This window comes from Streptomyces anulatus (assembly GCF_014650675.1).
Taxonomy (GTDB): Bacteria; Actinomycetota; Actinomycetes; order Streptomycetales; family Streptomycetaceae; genus Streptomyces; species Streptomyces anulatus.
On record NZ_BMVK01000006.1, the window covers coordinates 310,618 to 326,603 of the forward strand.

At 70.9% G+C, this 15,986-nt stretch carries 9 protein-coding genes; 6 read left to right on the forward strand and 3 right to left on the reverse strand.

Annotation, left to right across the window (positions count from 1 at the left end):
* Nucleotides 1–11 precede the first annotated feature (11 nt).
* Nucleotides 12–3,524, reverse strand: coding sequence for a methionine synthase (gene metH, locus IE272_RS17855; protein ID WP_050359494.1), 3,513 nt, complete (start codon nucleotides 3,522–3,524; stop codon nucleotides 12–14).
* Between the two features lie 239 nt (nucleotides 3,525–3,763).
* Here metH and IE272_RS17860 point away from each other — a divergent pair, with 239 nt between their 5' ends.
* From IE272_RS17860 to IE272_RS17885, 6 genes are all read left to right on the forward strand, one after another.
* Nucleotides 3,764–4,528: an IclR family transcriptional regulator gene (locus IE272_RS17860; protein ID WP_032752890.1), complete on the forward strand. Its 765-nt coding sequence runs from the start codon at nucleotides 3,764–3,766 to the stop codon at nucleotides 4,526–4,528.
* Nucleotides 4,529–4,934: 406 nt separating this feature from the next.
* Entirely contained in the window at nucleotides 4,935–5,726 is a 792-nt protein-coding gene (locus tag IE272_RS17865; protein ID WP_007455801.1) for an MIP/aquaporin family protein, read from the forward strand.
* A gap of 44 nt (nucleotides 5,727–5,770) precedes the next feature.
* Entirely contained in the window at nucleotides 5,771–7,315 is a 1,545-nt protein-coding gene (glpK, locus tag IE272_RS17870; RefSeq protein WP_007455803.1) for a glycerol kinase GlpK, read from the forward strand.
* Nucleotides 7,316–7,329: 14 nt separating this feature from the next.
* A complete protein-coding gene (locus tag IE272_RS17875; RefSeq protein ID WP_050359495.1) occupies nucleotides 7,330–8,940 on the forward strand; it encodes a glycerol-3-phosphate dehydrogenase/oxidase in 1,611 nt (536 codons plus the stop codon).
* 143 nt (nucleotides 8,941–9,083) lie between these two features.
* Entirely contained in the window at nucleotides 9,084–10,142 is a 1,059-nt protein-coding gene (locus tag IE272_RS17880; protein WP_190007257.1) for an LLM class flavin-dependent oxidoreductase, read from the forward strand.
* Nucleotides 10,143–10,379: 237 nt separating this feature from the next.
* The gene (locus tag IE272_RS17885; RefSeq protein ID WP_050359496.1) at nucleotides 10,380–11,432 is read left to right on the forward strand and encodes a PAC2 family protein; all 1,053 of its coding nucleotides are present in this window, start codon (nucleotides 10,380–10,382) and stop codon (nucleotides 11,430–11,432) included.
* An 80-nt stretch (nucleotides 11,433–11,512) separates the two neighbouring features.
* On the opposite strand, the gene IE272_RS17890 is transcribed toward IE272_RS17885, so the two are convergent.
* The gene (locus tag IE272_RS17890) at nucleotides 11,513–14,578 is read right to left on the reverse strand and encodes an NPCBM/NEW2 domain-containing protein (RefSeq protein ID WP_190007258.1); all 3,066 of its coding nucleotides are present in this window, start codon (nucleotides 14,576–14,578) and stop codon (nucleotides 11,513–11,515) included.
* A 124-nt stretch (nucleotides 14,579–14,702) separates the two neighbouring features.
* Complete coding sequence (gene mshC, locus IE272_RS17895; RefSeq protein ID WP_050359498.1) at nucleotides 14,703–15,932, reverse strand: cysteine--1-D-myo-inosityl 2-amino-2-deoxy-alpha-D-glucopyranoside ligase; 1,230 nt, start codon at nucleotides 15,930–15,932, stop codon at nucleotides 14,703–14,705.
* Nucleotides 15,933–15,986 lie beyond the last annotated feature (54 nt).

The window sequence follows — 15,986 nt, forward strand, 5'->3', positions numbered from 1 at the left end:
GAAACACCGGGCTACCGCGCGTTGAAGTACTTCGCCTCGGGGTGGTGGATGACGATGGCGTCGGTGGACTGTTCCGGGTGGAGCTGGAACTCCTCGGAGAGGTGCACGCCGATCCGCTCCGGCTGCAGGAGGTCGGCGATCTTCGCCCGGTCCTCCAGGTCCGGGCACGCCCCGTAACCGAGCGAGAACCGCGCGCCTCGGTACTTCAGCGCGAACATGTCCTCGACGTCCGCCGGGTCCTCGCCCGCGAAGCCGAGCTCGCTGCGGACCCGGGCGTGCCAGTACTCGGCGAGCGCCTCGGCGAGCTGGACGGACAGCCCGTGCAGCTCCAGGTAGTCGCGGTAGGAGTTGGCGGCGAACAGCTCGGCGGTGGCCTCGCCGATCCGGGAGCCGACCGTGACGATCTGGAGGCCGATGACGTCGATCTCGCCGGACTCCTCGGGGCGGAAGAAGTCGGCGAGGCAGAGGCGGCGGCCCCGGCGCTGGCGCGGGAAGGTGAAGCGGGTGCGCTCGGAGCCGTCGTCGTTGAGGAGGACCAGGTCGTCGCCCTTGGAGACGCAGGGGAAGTAGCCGTAGACGACGGCCGCTTCCAGGAGGTTGTTGGACTGGAGGTGGTCGAGCCAGCCGCGCAGGTGCGGGCGTCCCTCGGTCTCCACCAGCTCCTCGTACGTCGGTCCGTCGCCGGTCCGGGCCTGCTTGAGGCCCCACTGGCCCTTGAACAGCGCGCCCTCGTCGAGCCAGGAGGCGTAGTCCTTGAGCGGGATGCCCTTGATGACGCGGGTGCCCCGGAACGGCGGCTCGGGAATGGGGTTGGTGATGGAGACGTCCGAGCGCACCGAGCCCTCGGGCTCCTCGACCTCCAGCACGGCCACATCCTTCTTGGGGACCCGGCGCTGCTTCAGTTCGGGCAGGGCCGCACCGGGCACTCCGCGCTTGACGCCGATGAGCGCGTCCATGAGGCGCAGGCCCTCGAAAGCGTCCCGGGCGTAGCGGACCTCGCCCTCGTAGATCTCGTGCAGGTCCTGTTCGACGTAGGCCCGGGTCAGCGCGGCGCCACCGAGGATCACCGGGAAGTCGGCGGCCATCTTGCGCTGGTTGAGCTCCTGGAGGTTCTCCTTCATGATCACCGTCGACTTCACCAGGAGGCCGGACATGCCGATCACGTCGGCGCGGTGCTCCTCGGCGGCTTCCAGGATCGCGGAGACGGGCTGCTTGATGCCGAGGTTGACGACGTTGTAGCCGTTGTTGGAGAGGATGATGTCGACGAGGTTCTTGCCGATGTCGTGGACGTCGCCGCGGACGGTGGCGAGCACGATGGTGCCCTTGCCGTCGTCGTCGGTCTTCTCCATGTGCGGCTCCAGATGGGCCACCGCGCTCTTCATGACCTCGGCCGACTGGAGGACGAACGGCAGCTGCATCTGGCCGGAGCCGAACAGCTCGCCGACCACCTTCATGCCTTCCAGCAGCGTGTTGTTGACGATGTCGAGGGCCGGGGTGTCCTGGAGGGCCTCGTCGAGGTCGGCCTCCAGGCCGTTCTTCTCGCCGTCGATGATGCGGCGCTGGAGGCGCTCGTCCAGCGGGAGGGCCATCAGCTCCTCGGCCTTGCCCGCCTTCATCGACTTCATGTTGACGCCCTCGAAGAGCTCCATGAGCTTCTGGAGGGGGTCGTAGCCCTCGGCGCGGCGGTCGTAGATCAGGTCGAGGGCGACCTTGACCTGCTCCTCCTCCAGCCGGGCGATCGGCAGGATCTTGGAGGCGTGCACGATCGCGGAGTCCAGGCCCGCCTTGACGCACTCGTCGAGGAAGACGGAGTTCAGCACGACCCGGGCGGCCGGGTTCAGGCCGAAGGAGATGTTGGAGAGGCCCAGCGTGGTCTGGACGTCCGGGTGGCGCTTCTTCAGCTCACGGATCGCCCCGATGGTGGCGATGCCGTCGCCCCGGGACTCCTCCTGGCCGGTGCAGATGGTGAAGGTCAGGGTGTCGATGAGGATGTCGGACTCGTGGATGCCCCAGTTGGTGGTGAGGTCCTCGATCAGCCGCTCGGCGATGGCGACCTTGTGCTCGATCGTGCGGGCCTGCCCCTCCTCGTCGATCGTCAGGGCGATCAGCGCGGCGCCGTGCTCGGAGGCCAGGGCGCTGACCTGCGCGAAGCGGGACTCGGGGCCGTCGCCGTCCTCGTAGTTGACCGAGTTCAGCACGGCCCGGCCGCCGAGCTTCTCCAGGCCGGCGCGCAGGACGGGCAGCTCGGTGGAGTCCAGCACGATCGGGAGGGTGGAGGCGGTCGCGAAGCGGCCGGCCAGCTCCGCCATGTCGGCGACGCCGTCACGGCCCACGTAGTCGACGCAGAGGTCGAGCATGTGCGCGCCCTCGCGGATCTGGTCGCGGGCCATCTCCACGCAGTCGTCCCAGCGGGCCTCCAGCATGGCCTCGCGGAACTTCTTGGAGCCGTTGGCGTTGGTGCGCTCCCCGATCGCCAGGTAGGCGGTGTCCTGCCGGAAGGGGATGGTCTGGTAGAGCGAGGCCGCGCCGGGCTCGGGGCGCGGGTCCCGCTCGGTCGGCGTGAGCCCCCGGGTGCGCTCGACGACGGCCCGCAGGTGCTCCGGAGTCGTACCGCAGCAGCCGCCGATGAGGGAGAGGCCGTAGTCCCGGACGAAGTTCTCCTGGGAGTCGGCGAGACCGTCGGGGCCGAGCGGGAAGTGCGCGCCGTCCTTGGTGAGGACGGGCAGGCCGGCGTTGGGCATGCACATCAGGGGCGTACGGGAGTGGCGGGCGAGGTAGCGCAGGTGCTCGCTCATCTCGTCCGGGCCGGTCGAGCAGTTCAGGCCGATCAGGTCGATGCCCAGCGGCTCCAGGGCCGTCAGGGCGGCGCCGATCTCGGAGCCCAGCAGCATGACGCCGGTCGTCTCGAAGGCGAGGGAGCAGATCAGCGGCACGTGGACGCCGAGGGCGTCCATCGCCCGGCGCGCTCCGATGATGCTGGACTTGGTCTGCAGCAGGTCCTGGGTGGTCTCGACGATCAGGGCGTCGGAGCCGCCCGCGAGGAGGCCCTCGGCGTTCTTCTGGTAGCCGTCGCGCAGGACGTCGTAGGTGATGTGGCCGAGCGAGGGCAGCTTGGTGCCGGGGCCGATCGAGCCGAGGACCCAGCGCTGGCGTCCGTCCTTCGCCGCGAACTCGTCCGCGACCTCGCGGGCGATCCGGGCGCCGGACTCGGAGAGCTCGACGATCCGGTCGGCGATCTCGTACTCGTTCGCGGCGGAGTGGTTCGCGCCGAAGGTGTTGGTCTCGACGCAGTCGACGCCGACCGCGAAGTACTCCTCGTGGACCGAGCGCACGATGTCGGGCCGGGTGATGTTCAGGATCTCGTTGCAGCCTTCGAGGTTCTCGAAGTCCTCCAGCGTGGGGTCCTGTGCCTGGAGCATGGTGCCCATCGCCCCGTCGGCCACCACCACACGGGTGGCGAGTGCCTCTCGGAGTGCGTCTGCGCGGGTCCGGCTGTCGGCGGCGGATGTCGGCAACGAGGCCATGGATGATCTCCCAGGGATGCGACGGCTGTCGGCTTTGCGTCCTTCTTGGGGAAGGCGCACCTCGCCAGCGTAGCCGGACGCCGCCCGGGACCGTAGGTGCGTCCATGGGACGGACTGCATGCTGTGCGGGTGCGGCACGGGCGGTCCGGTGGCGGAGACTTTCCCCCGGAGTCCGACGAAGGTCGGCATCGACCGATAGTGTTCAGCATTGTCGAACCGAGGTGGAGGAGTACGGCGCGATGGCCAAGAACATCCAGTCGCTGGAGCGGGCGGCCGCGATGCTGCGTCTGCTGGCGGGCGGCGAGCGCCGGCTCGGGCTCTCCGACATCGCCTCCTCGCTGGGGCTGGCCAAGGGCACCGCGCACGGCATTCTGCGCACGCTCCAGCTGGAGGGCTTCGTCGAGCAGGACGCGGCGTCGGGGCGCTACCAGCTGGGCGCGGAGCTGCTGCGGCTGGGCAACAGCTATCTGGACGTCCACGAGCTGCGGGCGCGCGCCCTCGTCTGGACGGACGACCTGGCCCGCTCCAGCGGCGAGAGCGTCCACCTCGGAGTGCTGCACCAGCACGGCGTGCTGATCGTCCACCACGTCTTCCGGCCCGACGACAGCCGCCAGGTGCTGGAGGTCGGGGCCATGCAGCCGCTGCACTCCACGGCGCTGGGCAAGGTGCTGTCCGCGTACGACCCGGTGGCCCACAGCGAGGTCATGGAGGCGGAGCGCCGCTCCTTCACCGGGCGCACCGTCACCGCCGCCGACGCCTTCGAGTCGATGCTCGACCTGATCCGGGCCCAGGGCTGGGCCGCCGACGCGGAGGAGACCTGGGAGGGCGTGGCCGCGGTGGCCGCCCCGATCCACGACCGGCGCAGGATGCCCGTCGGGGCGGTGGCCGTGACCGGCGCGGTGGAACGGGTGGCCCCGGGCGGGACGCTGCGCCCCGAGCTGATCGCGGCCGTACGCGACTGCGCCCGCGCGGTCTCCCGGGATCTGGGCGCCGGCCGCTTCTGACGGCCCGCACGGCCCGCCCCGCCCGCTCGCTCGCTGCACCGTCGGCCCCTCCCCCGCCCCGTACACCACCCGTGCCCGCCGCGGCCGCCCGGCGCCGGGCGGTCGCCCGCTCACGCCCCGGCGCGCCCCGGCCCGGACGCGCCCGTCGCGGTAACGATCGCGTCGCGCACCGAGTCGTGGACCACAGAACCCTTGACGCTTCCTTCACTCGGGGGAAACACTGCCGTTCAACGGTCGGCATTGTCGAACGCCTAACGGCAATACGCGTTAGGGTGTGACAGTGCCAAGGGCCGGTCAAGCCCTTACAGGTGGGCTGCCCACGCTTCGTGGATACCCATCTGGGGCGCGGAACACCGGCGGGACCGGTGCTTCGCTCTCCCCTGGACGAAGGACAAAGGAGTCGCGGGTGTCCAGCTCCGACATTTTCATCGGCGAGACCATAGGTACCGCCGTACTCATCCTGCTCGGCGGCGGTGTCTGTGCCGCCGTCACGCTGAAGAGCTCGAAGGCCCGGAACGCGGGCTGGCTGGCCATCACCTTCGGGTGGGGTTTCGCCGTGCTGACCGGCGCCTATCTCGCCGGCGGCGTATCGGGCGCCCACCTCAATCCCGCGGTCACGGTCGGCCTCGCCATCGAGGGCGGCACCGCGTGGGGCGACGTTCCCCTCTACCTCGGCTCGCAGCTGCTCGGCGCGATGATCGGCGCCCTGCTGGTCTGGGCGGTCTACTACGGCCAGTTCCACGCCCACCTCACCGACCCGGAGATCGTCGGGACCAAGTCCACCGACGAGGGCATGGTCGACCAGACCGCCGCCCCGAAGGCGGGCCCGGTCCTCGGGATCTTCTCCACCGGTCCGGAGATCCGCAACGGCGTGCAGAACGTCATCACCGAGATCATCGCCACCGCCGTGCTGGTCCTGGCGATCCTGACCCAGGGCCTGAACGGCGACGGCACCGGCCTCGGCACGCTCGGCGCACTGATCACCGCCCTGGTCGTCGTCGGTATCGGCCTCTCGCTCGGCGGCCCGACCGGCTACGCCATCAACCCGGTCCGCGACCTCGGTCCGCGCATCGTGCACTCCCTGCTGCCGCTGCCGAACAAGGGTGGTTCGGACTGGGGCTACGCGTGGGTACCCATCGTGGGTCCGCTCGTCGGCGGCGCACTCGCCGGCGGGCTCTACAACCTCGCCTTCGCCTAGTCCGAGCCGTACCTCTTCATTTCACAGACTTCCGGGAGCACACCGTGACCGACGCACACACCACCGGCACCCACGGCACCGGGCCGTTCATCGCGGCCATCGACCAGGGCACCACCTCCAGCCGCTGCATCGTCTTCGACAAGGACGGCCGGATCGTCTCCGTCGACCAGAAGGAGCACGAGCAGATCTTCCCGAAGCCGGGCTGGGTCGAGCACGACGCGACCGAGATCTGGGAGAACGTCCAGGAGGTCGTCGCCGGGGCCATCGTCAAGGCCGGCATCACCTCCGCCGACGTCAAGGCGATCGGCATCACCAACCAGCGCGAGACCACGCTGATGTGGGACAAGAACACCGGCGAGCCGGTGCACAATGCGCTGGTCTGGCAGGACACCCGCACCGACGCGCTCTGCAAGGAGCTCGGCCGCAACGTGGGCCAGGACCGGTTCCGCCGCGAGACCGGGCTGCCGCTCGCCTCGTACTTCGCCGGCCCCAAGGTCCGCTGGCTGCTCGACAACGTCGAGGGGCTGCGCGAGCGCGCCGAGGCCGGCGACATCCTCTTCGGCACCATGGACTCCTGGGTCATCTGGAACCTGACCGGCGGCACCGACGGCGGGGTGCATGTCACCGACGTCACCAACGCCTCGCGCACCCTCCTGATGAACCTGCACACCATGGCGTGGGACGAGAAGATCCTCCACTCCATCGGCATCCCGGCTGCGGTGCTCCCCGAGATCCGCTCCTCCGCCGAGGTCTACGGCCACGCCAAGGGCGGCATCCTCGACGGCATCCCGGTCGCCTCCGCGCTCGGCGACCAGCAGGCGGCGCTCTTCGGCCAGACCTGTTTCGCCGAGGGCGAGGCCAAGTCCACGTACGGCACCGGCACCTTCATGCTGATGAACACCGGCTCCACCCCGGTGAACTCGTACAACGGGCTGCTCACCACCGTCGGCTACCAGATCGGCGACCAGCCCCCGGTGTACGCGCTGGAGGGCTCCATCGCGGTCACCGGCTCGCTGGTGCAGTGGATGCGCGACCAGATGGGCCTGATCAAGTCGGCCGCCGAGATCGAGACGCTGGCCTCCTCGGTCGAGGACAACGGCGGCGCGTACTTCGTGCCCGCCTTCTCCGGTCTCTTCGCCCCCTACTGGCGTCCCGACGCCCGCGGGGTGATCACCGGTCTCACCCGCTACGTCACCAAGGCGCACATCGCCCGTGCCGTCCTGGAGGCCACCGCCTGGCAGACCCGCGAGATCAGCGACGCCATGACGAAGGACTCCGGCGTCGAGCTGACCGCGCTCAAGGTCGACGGCGGCATGACGTCCAACAACCTGCTGATGCAGACGCTCGCCGACTTCCTGGACGCGCCCGTGGTGCGCCCCATGGTCGCCGAGACCACCTGCCTCGGCGCCGCCTACGCCGCCGGTCTCGCCGTCGGCTTCTGGCCGGACACCGACGCGCTGCGCGCCAACTGGCGCCGGGCCGCCGAGTGGACACCCCGCATGGACGCGGACACCCGTGCCCGCGAGTACAAGAGCTGGCTCAAGGCCGTCGAACGGACCATGGGCTGGATCGAGGACGAAGAAAGCTGACGAGGAGCATCACCATGACCACCCTGCAGAGCGTTCCCGCCCTCGGAACGCACCCGGCCTCCGGCTCGCTGCCGAGCCGCGCCGAGACCCGGGAGCAGCTGTCCCGGGCCACGTACGACCTCCTGGTCATCGGCGGCGGCATCCTGGGCATCTCCACCGCCTGGCATGCCGCGCAGTCCGGGCTGCGGGTGGCTCTGGTGGACGCCGGCGACTTCGCCGGCGCCACCTCCTCCGCCTCCTCCAAGCTTCTCCACGGCGGTCTGCGCTACCTCCAGACCGGTGCGGTCAAGCTGGTCGCGGAGAACCACTTCGAGCGCCGCGCGGTCTCCCGCGAGGTGGCCCCGCACCTGGCCAACCCGCTCACCTTCTACCTGCCGGTCTACAAGGGCGGCCCGCACGGCGCGGCCAAGCTCGGCGCGGGCGTCTTCGCCTACTCCGCGCTCTCCGCGTTCGGCGACGGCGTCGGCCATGTGATCAGCCCGGCCAAGGCGCAGCGCGACGTCCCCGAGCTGCGCACCGACAACCTGAAGGCCGTCGCGGTCTACGGCGACGACCAGATGAACGACGCCCGTATGGCCCTGATGACGGTCCGCGCGGCCGTCGACGCGGGCGCGGTCGTCCTGAACCACGCGGCCGTCACCGGGCTGCGCTTCACCCGGGGCCGGGTCACCGGCGCCGACCTGAAGGACAGCGCGGACGGCACCGAGTTCGGCGTCACCGCCCGGCTCGTGCTGAACGCCACCGGCCCCTGGGTCGACCACCTGCGGAAGATGGAGGACCCGAACGCGGCCCCCTCCATCCGGCTGTCCAAGGGCGCGCACCTGGTCCTCAAGCGGACCCGCCCGTGGCGGGCGGCGCTGGCCACCCCGATCGACAAGTACCGGATCACGTTCGCCCTGCCGTGGGAGGACATGCTGCTCCTCGGCACGACGGACGAGGAGTACGAGGGCGACCCGGCCGATGTCGCGGTGACCGAGGCGGACACCGCGCAGATCCTCGACGAGGCGGCGTTCTCGATCAAGGACCAGCAGCTGTCGCGCGATCTGATCACGTACTCCTTCGCGGGTCTGCGGGTGCTGCCCGGCGGCCCCGGCGACACGTCCAAGGCCAAGCGCGAGACGGTCGTGACGGAGGGCCGCGGCGGCATGCTGTCGGTCGCCGGCGGCAAGTGGACGACGTTCCGCCACATCGGCCGCACCGTGATGAACAAGCTGGCCGCCCTGCCGGGGCACCCGCTGGCCGAGGACATGGAGCCGATGAACCGGCTGCCGAGGAAGCTGCCGCTGCCCGGTATCGCCAACCCGAACGCGGTGGCGCACCGGCTGCTGATCGACGGCGGGACGCCCGGCCCCCGGATGGCGCCGGACACCGCCCGGCACCTGGCCACGCACTACGGCTCGCTCGCCTTCGACATCGCCCGCCTGGCGAACGAGAGCCCGGAACTGGCCGAGCGCGTCCACCCGGACGCCCCGGAGATCTGGGCCCAGGTCGCCTACGCCCGGGACCACGAGTGGGCCGAGACGGCGGACGACGTGCTGCGCCGCCGGACCACGCTGACGATCCGGGGCCTGGCGACGGACGACGTCCGCGACGGCGTCGAGAAGCTGCTGGCCGACCGGGACTGACCCGTTCCCCACGGGTCCGCCGTGGACGAGCGACGGGGGCGGCTTCCCGCGGGAGCCGCCCCCGTCGGCGTGCGCGAGCTCCCCGGCGCACGCGCCACACTCCCGCCATACGCCCGCAACGTGCCGCAGGGACAGTGGAGTTCATGAGATTCTCCGTGCTCTCCCTGATCGGCCACGAGCCGCACCCGCTCACCGGTGAACTCCTCCCGGCCGCCGACCGGTTCGAGGAAGTGATCGACACGGCCGCGGTGGCGGAGCGGCTCGGCTTCGACGCCTACTCCGTCGGCGAACGGCACGCCGGGGCCTTCCTCTCCTCCAGTCCGAACGTGGTGCTGGGCGCGATCGCGGCCCGTACGAGCACCATCCGGCTGCTCACCGGGGTGACCGTGGTCGCGATCCTCGACCCGGTCCGGGTGGCGGAGGACTTCGCGACGCTCGACCAGATATCCCGGGGCCGGCTCGAACTGGTCATCGGCAAGGGCGCGGAGGCGGGCCACTTCGACCTGTTCGGGCTCGACGAGGCACGGCAGTGGGACCTCCAGAAGGAGAAGTACGAGCTGCTGCGGAGGCTGTGGAGCGAGGAGGGCGTCGACTGGGAGGGCGAGTTCCGGCCGCCGTTGAAGAACGTGACGACGGTGCCGCGCCCGTACGCGGGCGTGCCGCGCGTCTGGCACGGCTCGGCGACCAGCCTCAACTCCCCCGAGCTGGCGGCCAAGCACGGCGATCCGCTGTTCACCGCGAACGCCATCCAGCCGCGCGAGGCGTACGCCAGGCTCATCGCCCACTACCGGGAGCGGTTCGAGGCGTACGGGCACGATCCCGCGGACGCCGAGGTGGCGGCAGGATCGGGCGGACTGCTCATCGCCGACAGCTCGCAGGCTGCGGTGGCGCGGTACAAGGACCTGTACGAGGCGCGGGTGCGGCAGACCTTCAAACCGCATCTGGCGGGCAAGGCCGGCTACAACACGCCGTTCCGCACGATCGAGGAGGCGATCGAGGGCGGCCCGCAGCTGATCGGCAGCCCGCAGCAGATCATCGACAAGATCCTCGGCTGGCACGAGGTCTACCGCCACGACCTCCAGTCGATCACCGTGGACGGTTTCGGGCTGGACCGGCCCGAGCAGTTGGAGACGCTCCAGCGGTTCGCGGAGGAGATCGCGCCGGTGGTGCGGCGGGAGGCGCCGTCCCCGCGACGGCGCTGACGCGGAGCCGGCTCGCCGCGCTACCGGCGCGGAGCGGCCGGCCGCCGTGTCGTGGGGCGTGACGCACCGATGTCGTGGGGGCATGACGCACCGAGTCGGGGGGCATGATGCACTGATCCGCCCGATGATCCACTCGCGGTGGCAGGGTTCACCCGGCCGTGCAAGAGGGCTGCGGCAGGGGGCCCCGGAAGCCGTAAGGTTGCTCCGTACGTATGGAGACATCGGAAGGAGGCCCGGGTGATCGAGCTCGAGTCGGTGCCCGAGCTGATCGACCCGGTCATGGTGGCCGCGTTCGAAGGCTGGAACGACGCCGGGGACGCCGCCTCCACAGCGGTCGGTCATCTGGACCGGGAGTGGAAGGGCGAGGTGTTCGCGGCGCTGGACGCCGAGGACTACTACGACTTCCAGGTCAACCGGCCCACGGTGTGGCTGGACGGCGGGACGCGGAAGATCACCTGGCCGACGACGCGGCTGTCCGTGGTGCGGGTCGGCGGGGAGAAGCCGCGGGACCTGGTCCTGGTGCGCGGCATCGAACCGTCGATGCGCTGGCGGTCGTTCTGCAACGAGATCCTGGGCTTCGCCCATGAGCTGGGCGTCGAAATGGTCGTCATCCTGGGCGCGTTGCTCGGCGACACCCCGCACACCCGGCCGGTGCCGGTGAGCGGGGTCACCTCGGACGCGGATCTGGCGCGGACGATGGACCTGGAGGAGACGCGGTACGAGGGCCCCACGGGCATCGTCGGGGTCCTCCAGGAGGCGTGCACGCACGCCGGGGTGCCCGCGGTCAGCCTGTGGGCGGCGGTCCCGCACTATGTGTCGCAGCCGCCGAACCCCAAGGCGACGCTGGCCCTGCTGAACCGTCTTGAGGACCTGATCGGGCTGCGCATCCCGCTGGGCGAACTGCCCGAGGACGCACGGGCCTGGCAGCTCGGTGTGGACCAGTTGGCCTCGGAGGACAGCGAGGTCGCCGAGTACGTGCAGACGCTGGAGGAGGCGCGGGACACCGCGGAGCTTCCCGAGGCGTCCGGCGAGGCAATCGCCCGGGAGTTCGAGCGCTATCTGCGCCGGCGGGACGGCGGCCCCGGGCAGGGGCCGGGCGGTCATGCGACGGAGAGCGGGGACGTGCCGTATCTGCGCGATCCCGCCGGCGGCCGCACCCGCCCTCCGAAGCCGCCGCGTCCGGAGACGGGGCGGGGCAAGGCCCCCGACGACAAGGGGGCCAAGGGTCCTGACGAAGCGCCGGGGGACGACCCCGGCGAAGGCTCCGGGGACACTCCCGACCAGGGCTGACCGCACGACGGGAGCGAACCGCGGGGCGCCGCACGGGAGACGATCCCGTGCGGCGCCCCGTTGGTGTGTCCGGGTACGGCTCAGGCGCAGTGGAACCTCGCCGCGGCCCAGTCGCCATGGTCCCCCGTCTTGGACCCGTTGGTGTCGGTGACCTTCAGCCGCACCTGGCGTACGCCGTCGAGCTTCACGTCCACCGGCAGGGTCGCCGATGCGCCGGTCAGCTTCGGAGAGGTCCACAGCACCTTGCCGTCGCCCTCCACGGAGAACGCGACCTCCCCGTAGCCGTTGATCTCGTCGTCGATCCCGACATCGGCGGTGAACGCGGTGCAGCGGCCGCCGAGATGGATGGCGATGCCGGAGTCCGCGTGGGTGCCGATGCCCTTCTCGTACGTCGTTCCCGCGAGCGTCAGCGTCTTCCCGTCGCTCGCGCCCGACTCCCCGTTGGACCGGTCGCGTTCGGCCGGGCCGTAGCCGTTGGTCTCGGAGAGCCAGACGAGGTCGCTCGCCCAGGCCTCCCCCTCGGGCGGCGGGGGCATGACGGAGACCGCGAGCCGCTGCTGACTCGTGCGGTCGTCGCCGGCGGCCCGGTAGCGGGCGAGGGCCGTCAGCGTGGTCTCGCGCACCCCGGCGTCCCCGGCGGGGGTGACCGCCACCTCGACCCGGCGGGTGGCGCCCGCCGGGATCCGCCCGGGGACCTTCGCCGTGACGGCCTTCCAGCCCTCGGGGACCCGGAGGGAGACCGTGGTGTCGGTGAGGGCGGAGCTGCCCGCCGTCACGTCGACCTGGACCGTGCCGGGCGTGCCCGCTCCGGCCTCCTGGCCCGTGGGGGCGGTGAGGGAGGCGGCCGCCGAGGCCTTCTTGCCGCCGACTGCGCTGGTGCCCAGCAGCTTCACCGTGAACTTCTCGGCGGTGCTCAGGGGCGCGGTCCTCACGTGCACCACGCCGCCCCGGTCGTCGCGGTCGTACCACCAGCCCTGCCGGGCCTTCTCGTACGCGCTCTTCGAGGTGAGGCGGGGCAGCGTCCGGTCCAGCTTCACCTCGCGCGGCTCGGAGCCGGTGTGGACGGTGAACTCGTAGGGCCGCTCGGTCTGCTGGCCGGTGAAGCTCCCCCGGCTCGCGTTGATCGTGACGGAGACGTCGCCGGCGCCGCGCTCGGGGGCCCGGACGTCGGCGCGCTGGGTGGCGTACGCGCCGTCCCGGTGCTGCCGGGTGACGCCGTCGTCCTCGTACAGGGTGAAGGAGGTGTCGCCCTGCGGGTAGACGTCCCAGGCCAGCGGGGAGTCGGCGGTGCGGTCGCGGTAGGAGCGGATGCCCGGCCACATCGGGACGGCCGCGCCCGCCTTCACGAAGAGCGGCAGGGTGTCGAGCGGGGCGTTGTAGGTGTCGATGGTGGTGGGGCCCTCGTAGGTGCGGCCGCTCCAGTAGTCGATCCAGGTGCCCTCGGGGAGGTAGATGTCCTTGCGCTCGGTGGTGTCCTGGTAGACGGGTGCGACGAGGAAATGCTCGCCGGAGAGGAATTCGTACTTCGCGGCCTCCGTCGACGCCTTCGGGTCGTCCGGGTATTCGAGGACCAGCGGGCGGACCATGCCGACGCCGGTCTTGGTGGCCTCGTGGGCGTAGGAGTACTGGTAGGGGAGCAGCGACTCCTTGAGCTTGAGGTAGTCGCGGTTGATCGAGGTGTACGGCTCCCCGTGGCGCCAGGGCTGCTTGTCCGTGGCGGCCCAGCCGTCCATGGTCATCGTGGTGCCGAGGAACATCTTCCACTGGAGGTCGCGGGTGTACGTCTTGGCGCTGCCGCCGAAGATCCCGTCGACGTCACCGGTGGTGTAGGCGAGGCCGGACATCGTGGCGCCCGCGTAGGTGGGGATCTGCCAGCGGATGTACTCCCAGGTGCCGGACTGGTCGCCGGACCACTGGACTCCGCAGCGCTGCGCGCCCGCCCAGCTCTCGGGGGCCCAGGTGAATCCTCGGGCGTCGCTGTTGTCCTCGATGCCCCGGTAGGCGTCCTTGCAGCCGTCGAGGGCGAACTTGTAGCCCTCGCCGACCCAGGCGACGTCCAGTTTGGCGACCCGCTGTCCGGCCTTCACCTGGGCGGCGAGGTTCTCGATGCCGTCCTCGGTCCACAGCCCCAGTGCCATGTTGCGGTCCTTCAGTCCCTGGGCGGTCTCCTCCAGGTCCTCGTAGCCGCAGCCGTAGCCGTCGTTGACGAGCATCCAGCCGTTGGGCATGTCGTTCTCGACGTAGCCGTCGGCGACCTTCAGCGAGTCCAGGGTGCGGCGCTCGCCCCGGTTGGCGTTGTGGAGGTAGCAGTCGGCGTCGCCGATCTCCATGCCGTAGACGGGCGGCAGGAAGGGCTTGCCGGTGAGGTCGGTGTACTGGCCGATGACGTCCTTGGCGGCGTCGGTCCCCTCGCCCGCGAAGTAGTAGGCGTCGAAGCGCTGTTCCTTCGCGCCGGTGGTCACCGGGTCGGTGAACGCGTAGGTGTTGGGCGCGTAGGTGTTGCGGAAGACCCCGTAGCCGGCCGAGGAGAGGTAGAACGGGACGGAGTTGGGGTGGCCGCCGTCGTCCCAGTTGTAGTCGACGGCGACCTCGACGGTCTTGTCACGGTGGGAGGTGTTGCCTCGGCCGTTCTGCATCCCGGCCCCGTAGAACTGCTCCCCCGCTCCCCGGGCGAGCGTCTGGACGGTCTGCTCGCCGGTCCAGCTCAGGCCCTTCGCCTCGGACCAGACGCGGCTGCCGTCCGCCCGGTGCAGGGCGAAGCGCAGCGGCTTCTTGTAGGCCCGCAGGGTGACCTCGCCGGTCGACAGGTCGTAGCGGTCGCCGCGGTCCTTCCATCGGGTGCGGGGCGGCTCGCCCTGCGGCAGGACGATGTCGTCGCCGGTGGGATCGGTGAATTTCCCGTCGGGGGCGAGCTCGATGCGGAAGGTCTCCTCCGATACGAAGCTGACCCGGGCCTCGGCCTGTCCGGCGGTCAGCCGGTACACCGCCCCGTCCGCACCGAATCCGGTCACGTTCCCGACCGTGGTGGTCTCCGTGCTCGCCGGCGGGGCCTCGTCGGCGTGGGCCCCGCCTGGCCCCGCGAGGACCGCCGACAGCCCGAGCAGCGCAGCAACCGCTGCCACTCTCATGCGCGTTAATGTTTGCATAGTGAGCTTTTAGCGCAACTTCGAGCACGTGACCATGGACAAAAAGGAACCGGCCCCGAACTTCGTGGAGAAGTCCGGGACCGGTCCGGATGATCGGATCGGACGGCGGAAGCCGCGCTCCGTCCTACAGTGCGACCCCCAGCAGGGCGTCGACCGTACGCGAGACGACGCCGGGCGCACCCTCGTCCGTGCCGCCCTCCGCACCCTGGAGCGCGGCCCAGCGGTCCACCGCGGCGAGCGCCGAAGGGCTGTCCAGGTCGTCCGCGAGGGCCTCACGGACCTCCTCGACCAGCGCGTCGGCGGACGGCCCGTCGGGGCGCGAGACGGCGGCCCGCCAGCGCGCGAGGCGCTCGACGGCGTCGGCCAGCACCTGGTCGGTCCACTCCCAGTCGGAGCGGTAGTGGCGGGAGAGCAGGGCGAGCCGGAGGGCCGCCGGGTCCACGCCGTCGCGGCGCAGCGTCGAGACGAAGACCAGGTTGCCGCGCGATTTGGACATCTTCTCGCCGTCCAGGCCGACCATTCCGGCGTGGACGTACGCCTTGGCGAACGGGTGCTCGCCGGTCAGCGCCTGGGCGTGGGAGGCGCCCATCTCGTGGTGCGGGAAGGCGAGGTCGGAGCCGCCGCCCTGGATGTCGAAGCCCATGCCGAGGTGGTCGAGCGCGATGGCGACGCATTCGATGTGCCACCCCGGGCGGCCCTCGCCCAGGGAGGCCCCGTCCCAGCTCGGCTCGCCCGGACGGGCGGCCATCCAGAGCATCGGGTCGAGGGGGTTCTTCTTGCCGGGGCGCTCCGGGTCGCCGCCGCGCTCGGCGGAGAGCAGCCGCATCGCCTCGGCGTCGAGGCCGGAGACCTCGCCGAAGTGCGGGTCGACGTCGACGGAGAAGTAGACGTCGCCGTCCAGGTCGTAGGCGGCGCCCGCGTCCCGGAGGCGTTCGACGAGGGGCACGATGCCCGGTATCGCCTCGACCGCACCGATGTAGTGCTGCGGGGGCAGCATCCGCAGGGCGGTCATGTCCTCGCGGAAGAGCGCCGTCTCGCGCTCCGCGAGCTCGGTCCAGTCCTGACCGTCGCGCACGGCCCGCTCCAGCAGCGGATCGTCCACGTCGGTCACGTTCTGGACATAGTGAACCTGCCGCTTGGTGTCGAGCCACACGCGCTGAACGAGGTCGAACGCGTTGTAGGTCGCCGCATGACCCATATGGGTCGCGTCGTACGGCGTGATGCCGCAGACATAGATGCGGGCGACGGGACCGGGGTCAAGGGTGATCCGTCCGCCGGTCGCGGTGTCGTGGATCCGAAGGTCGCGGCCCTTGCCAGGCAGGGCGGGGACCTCAGAAGCGGGCCAGGCATGCATGTCATGAGCGTAACCGGACGATGCTTCCGGATACGAACCGGCTCCGGAAACCTG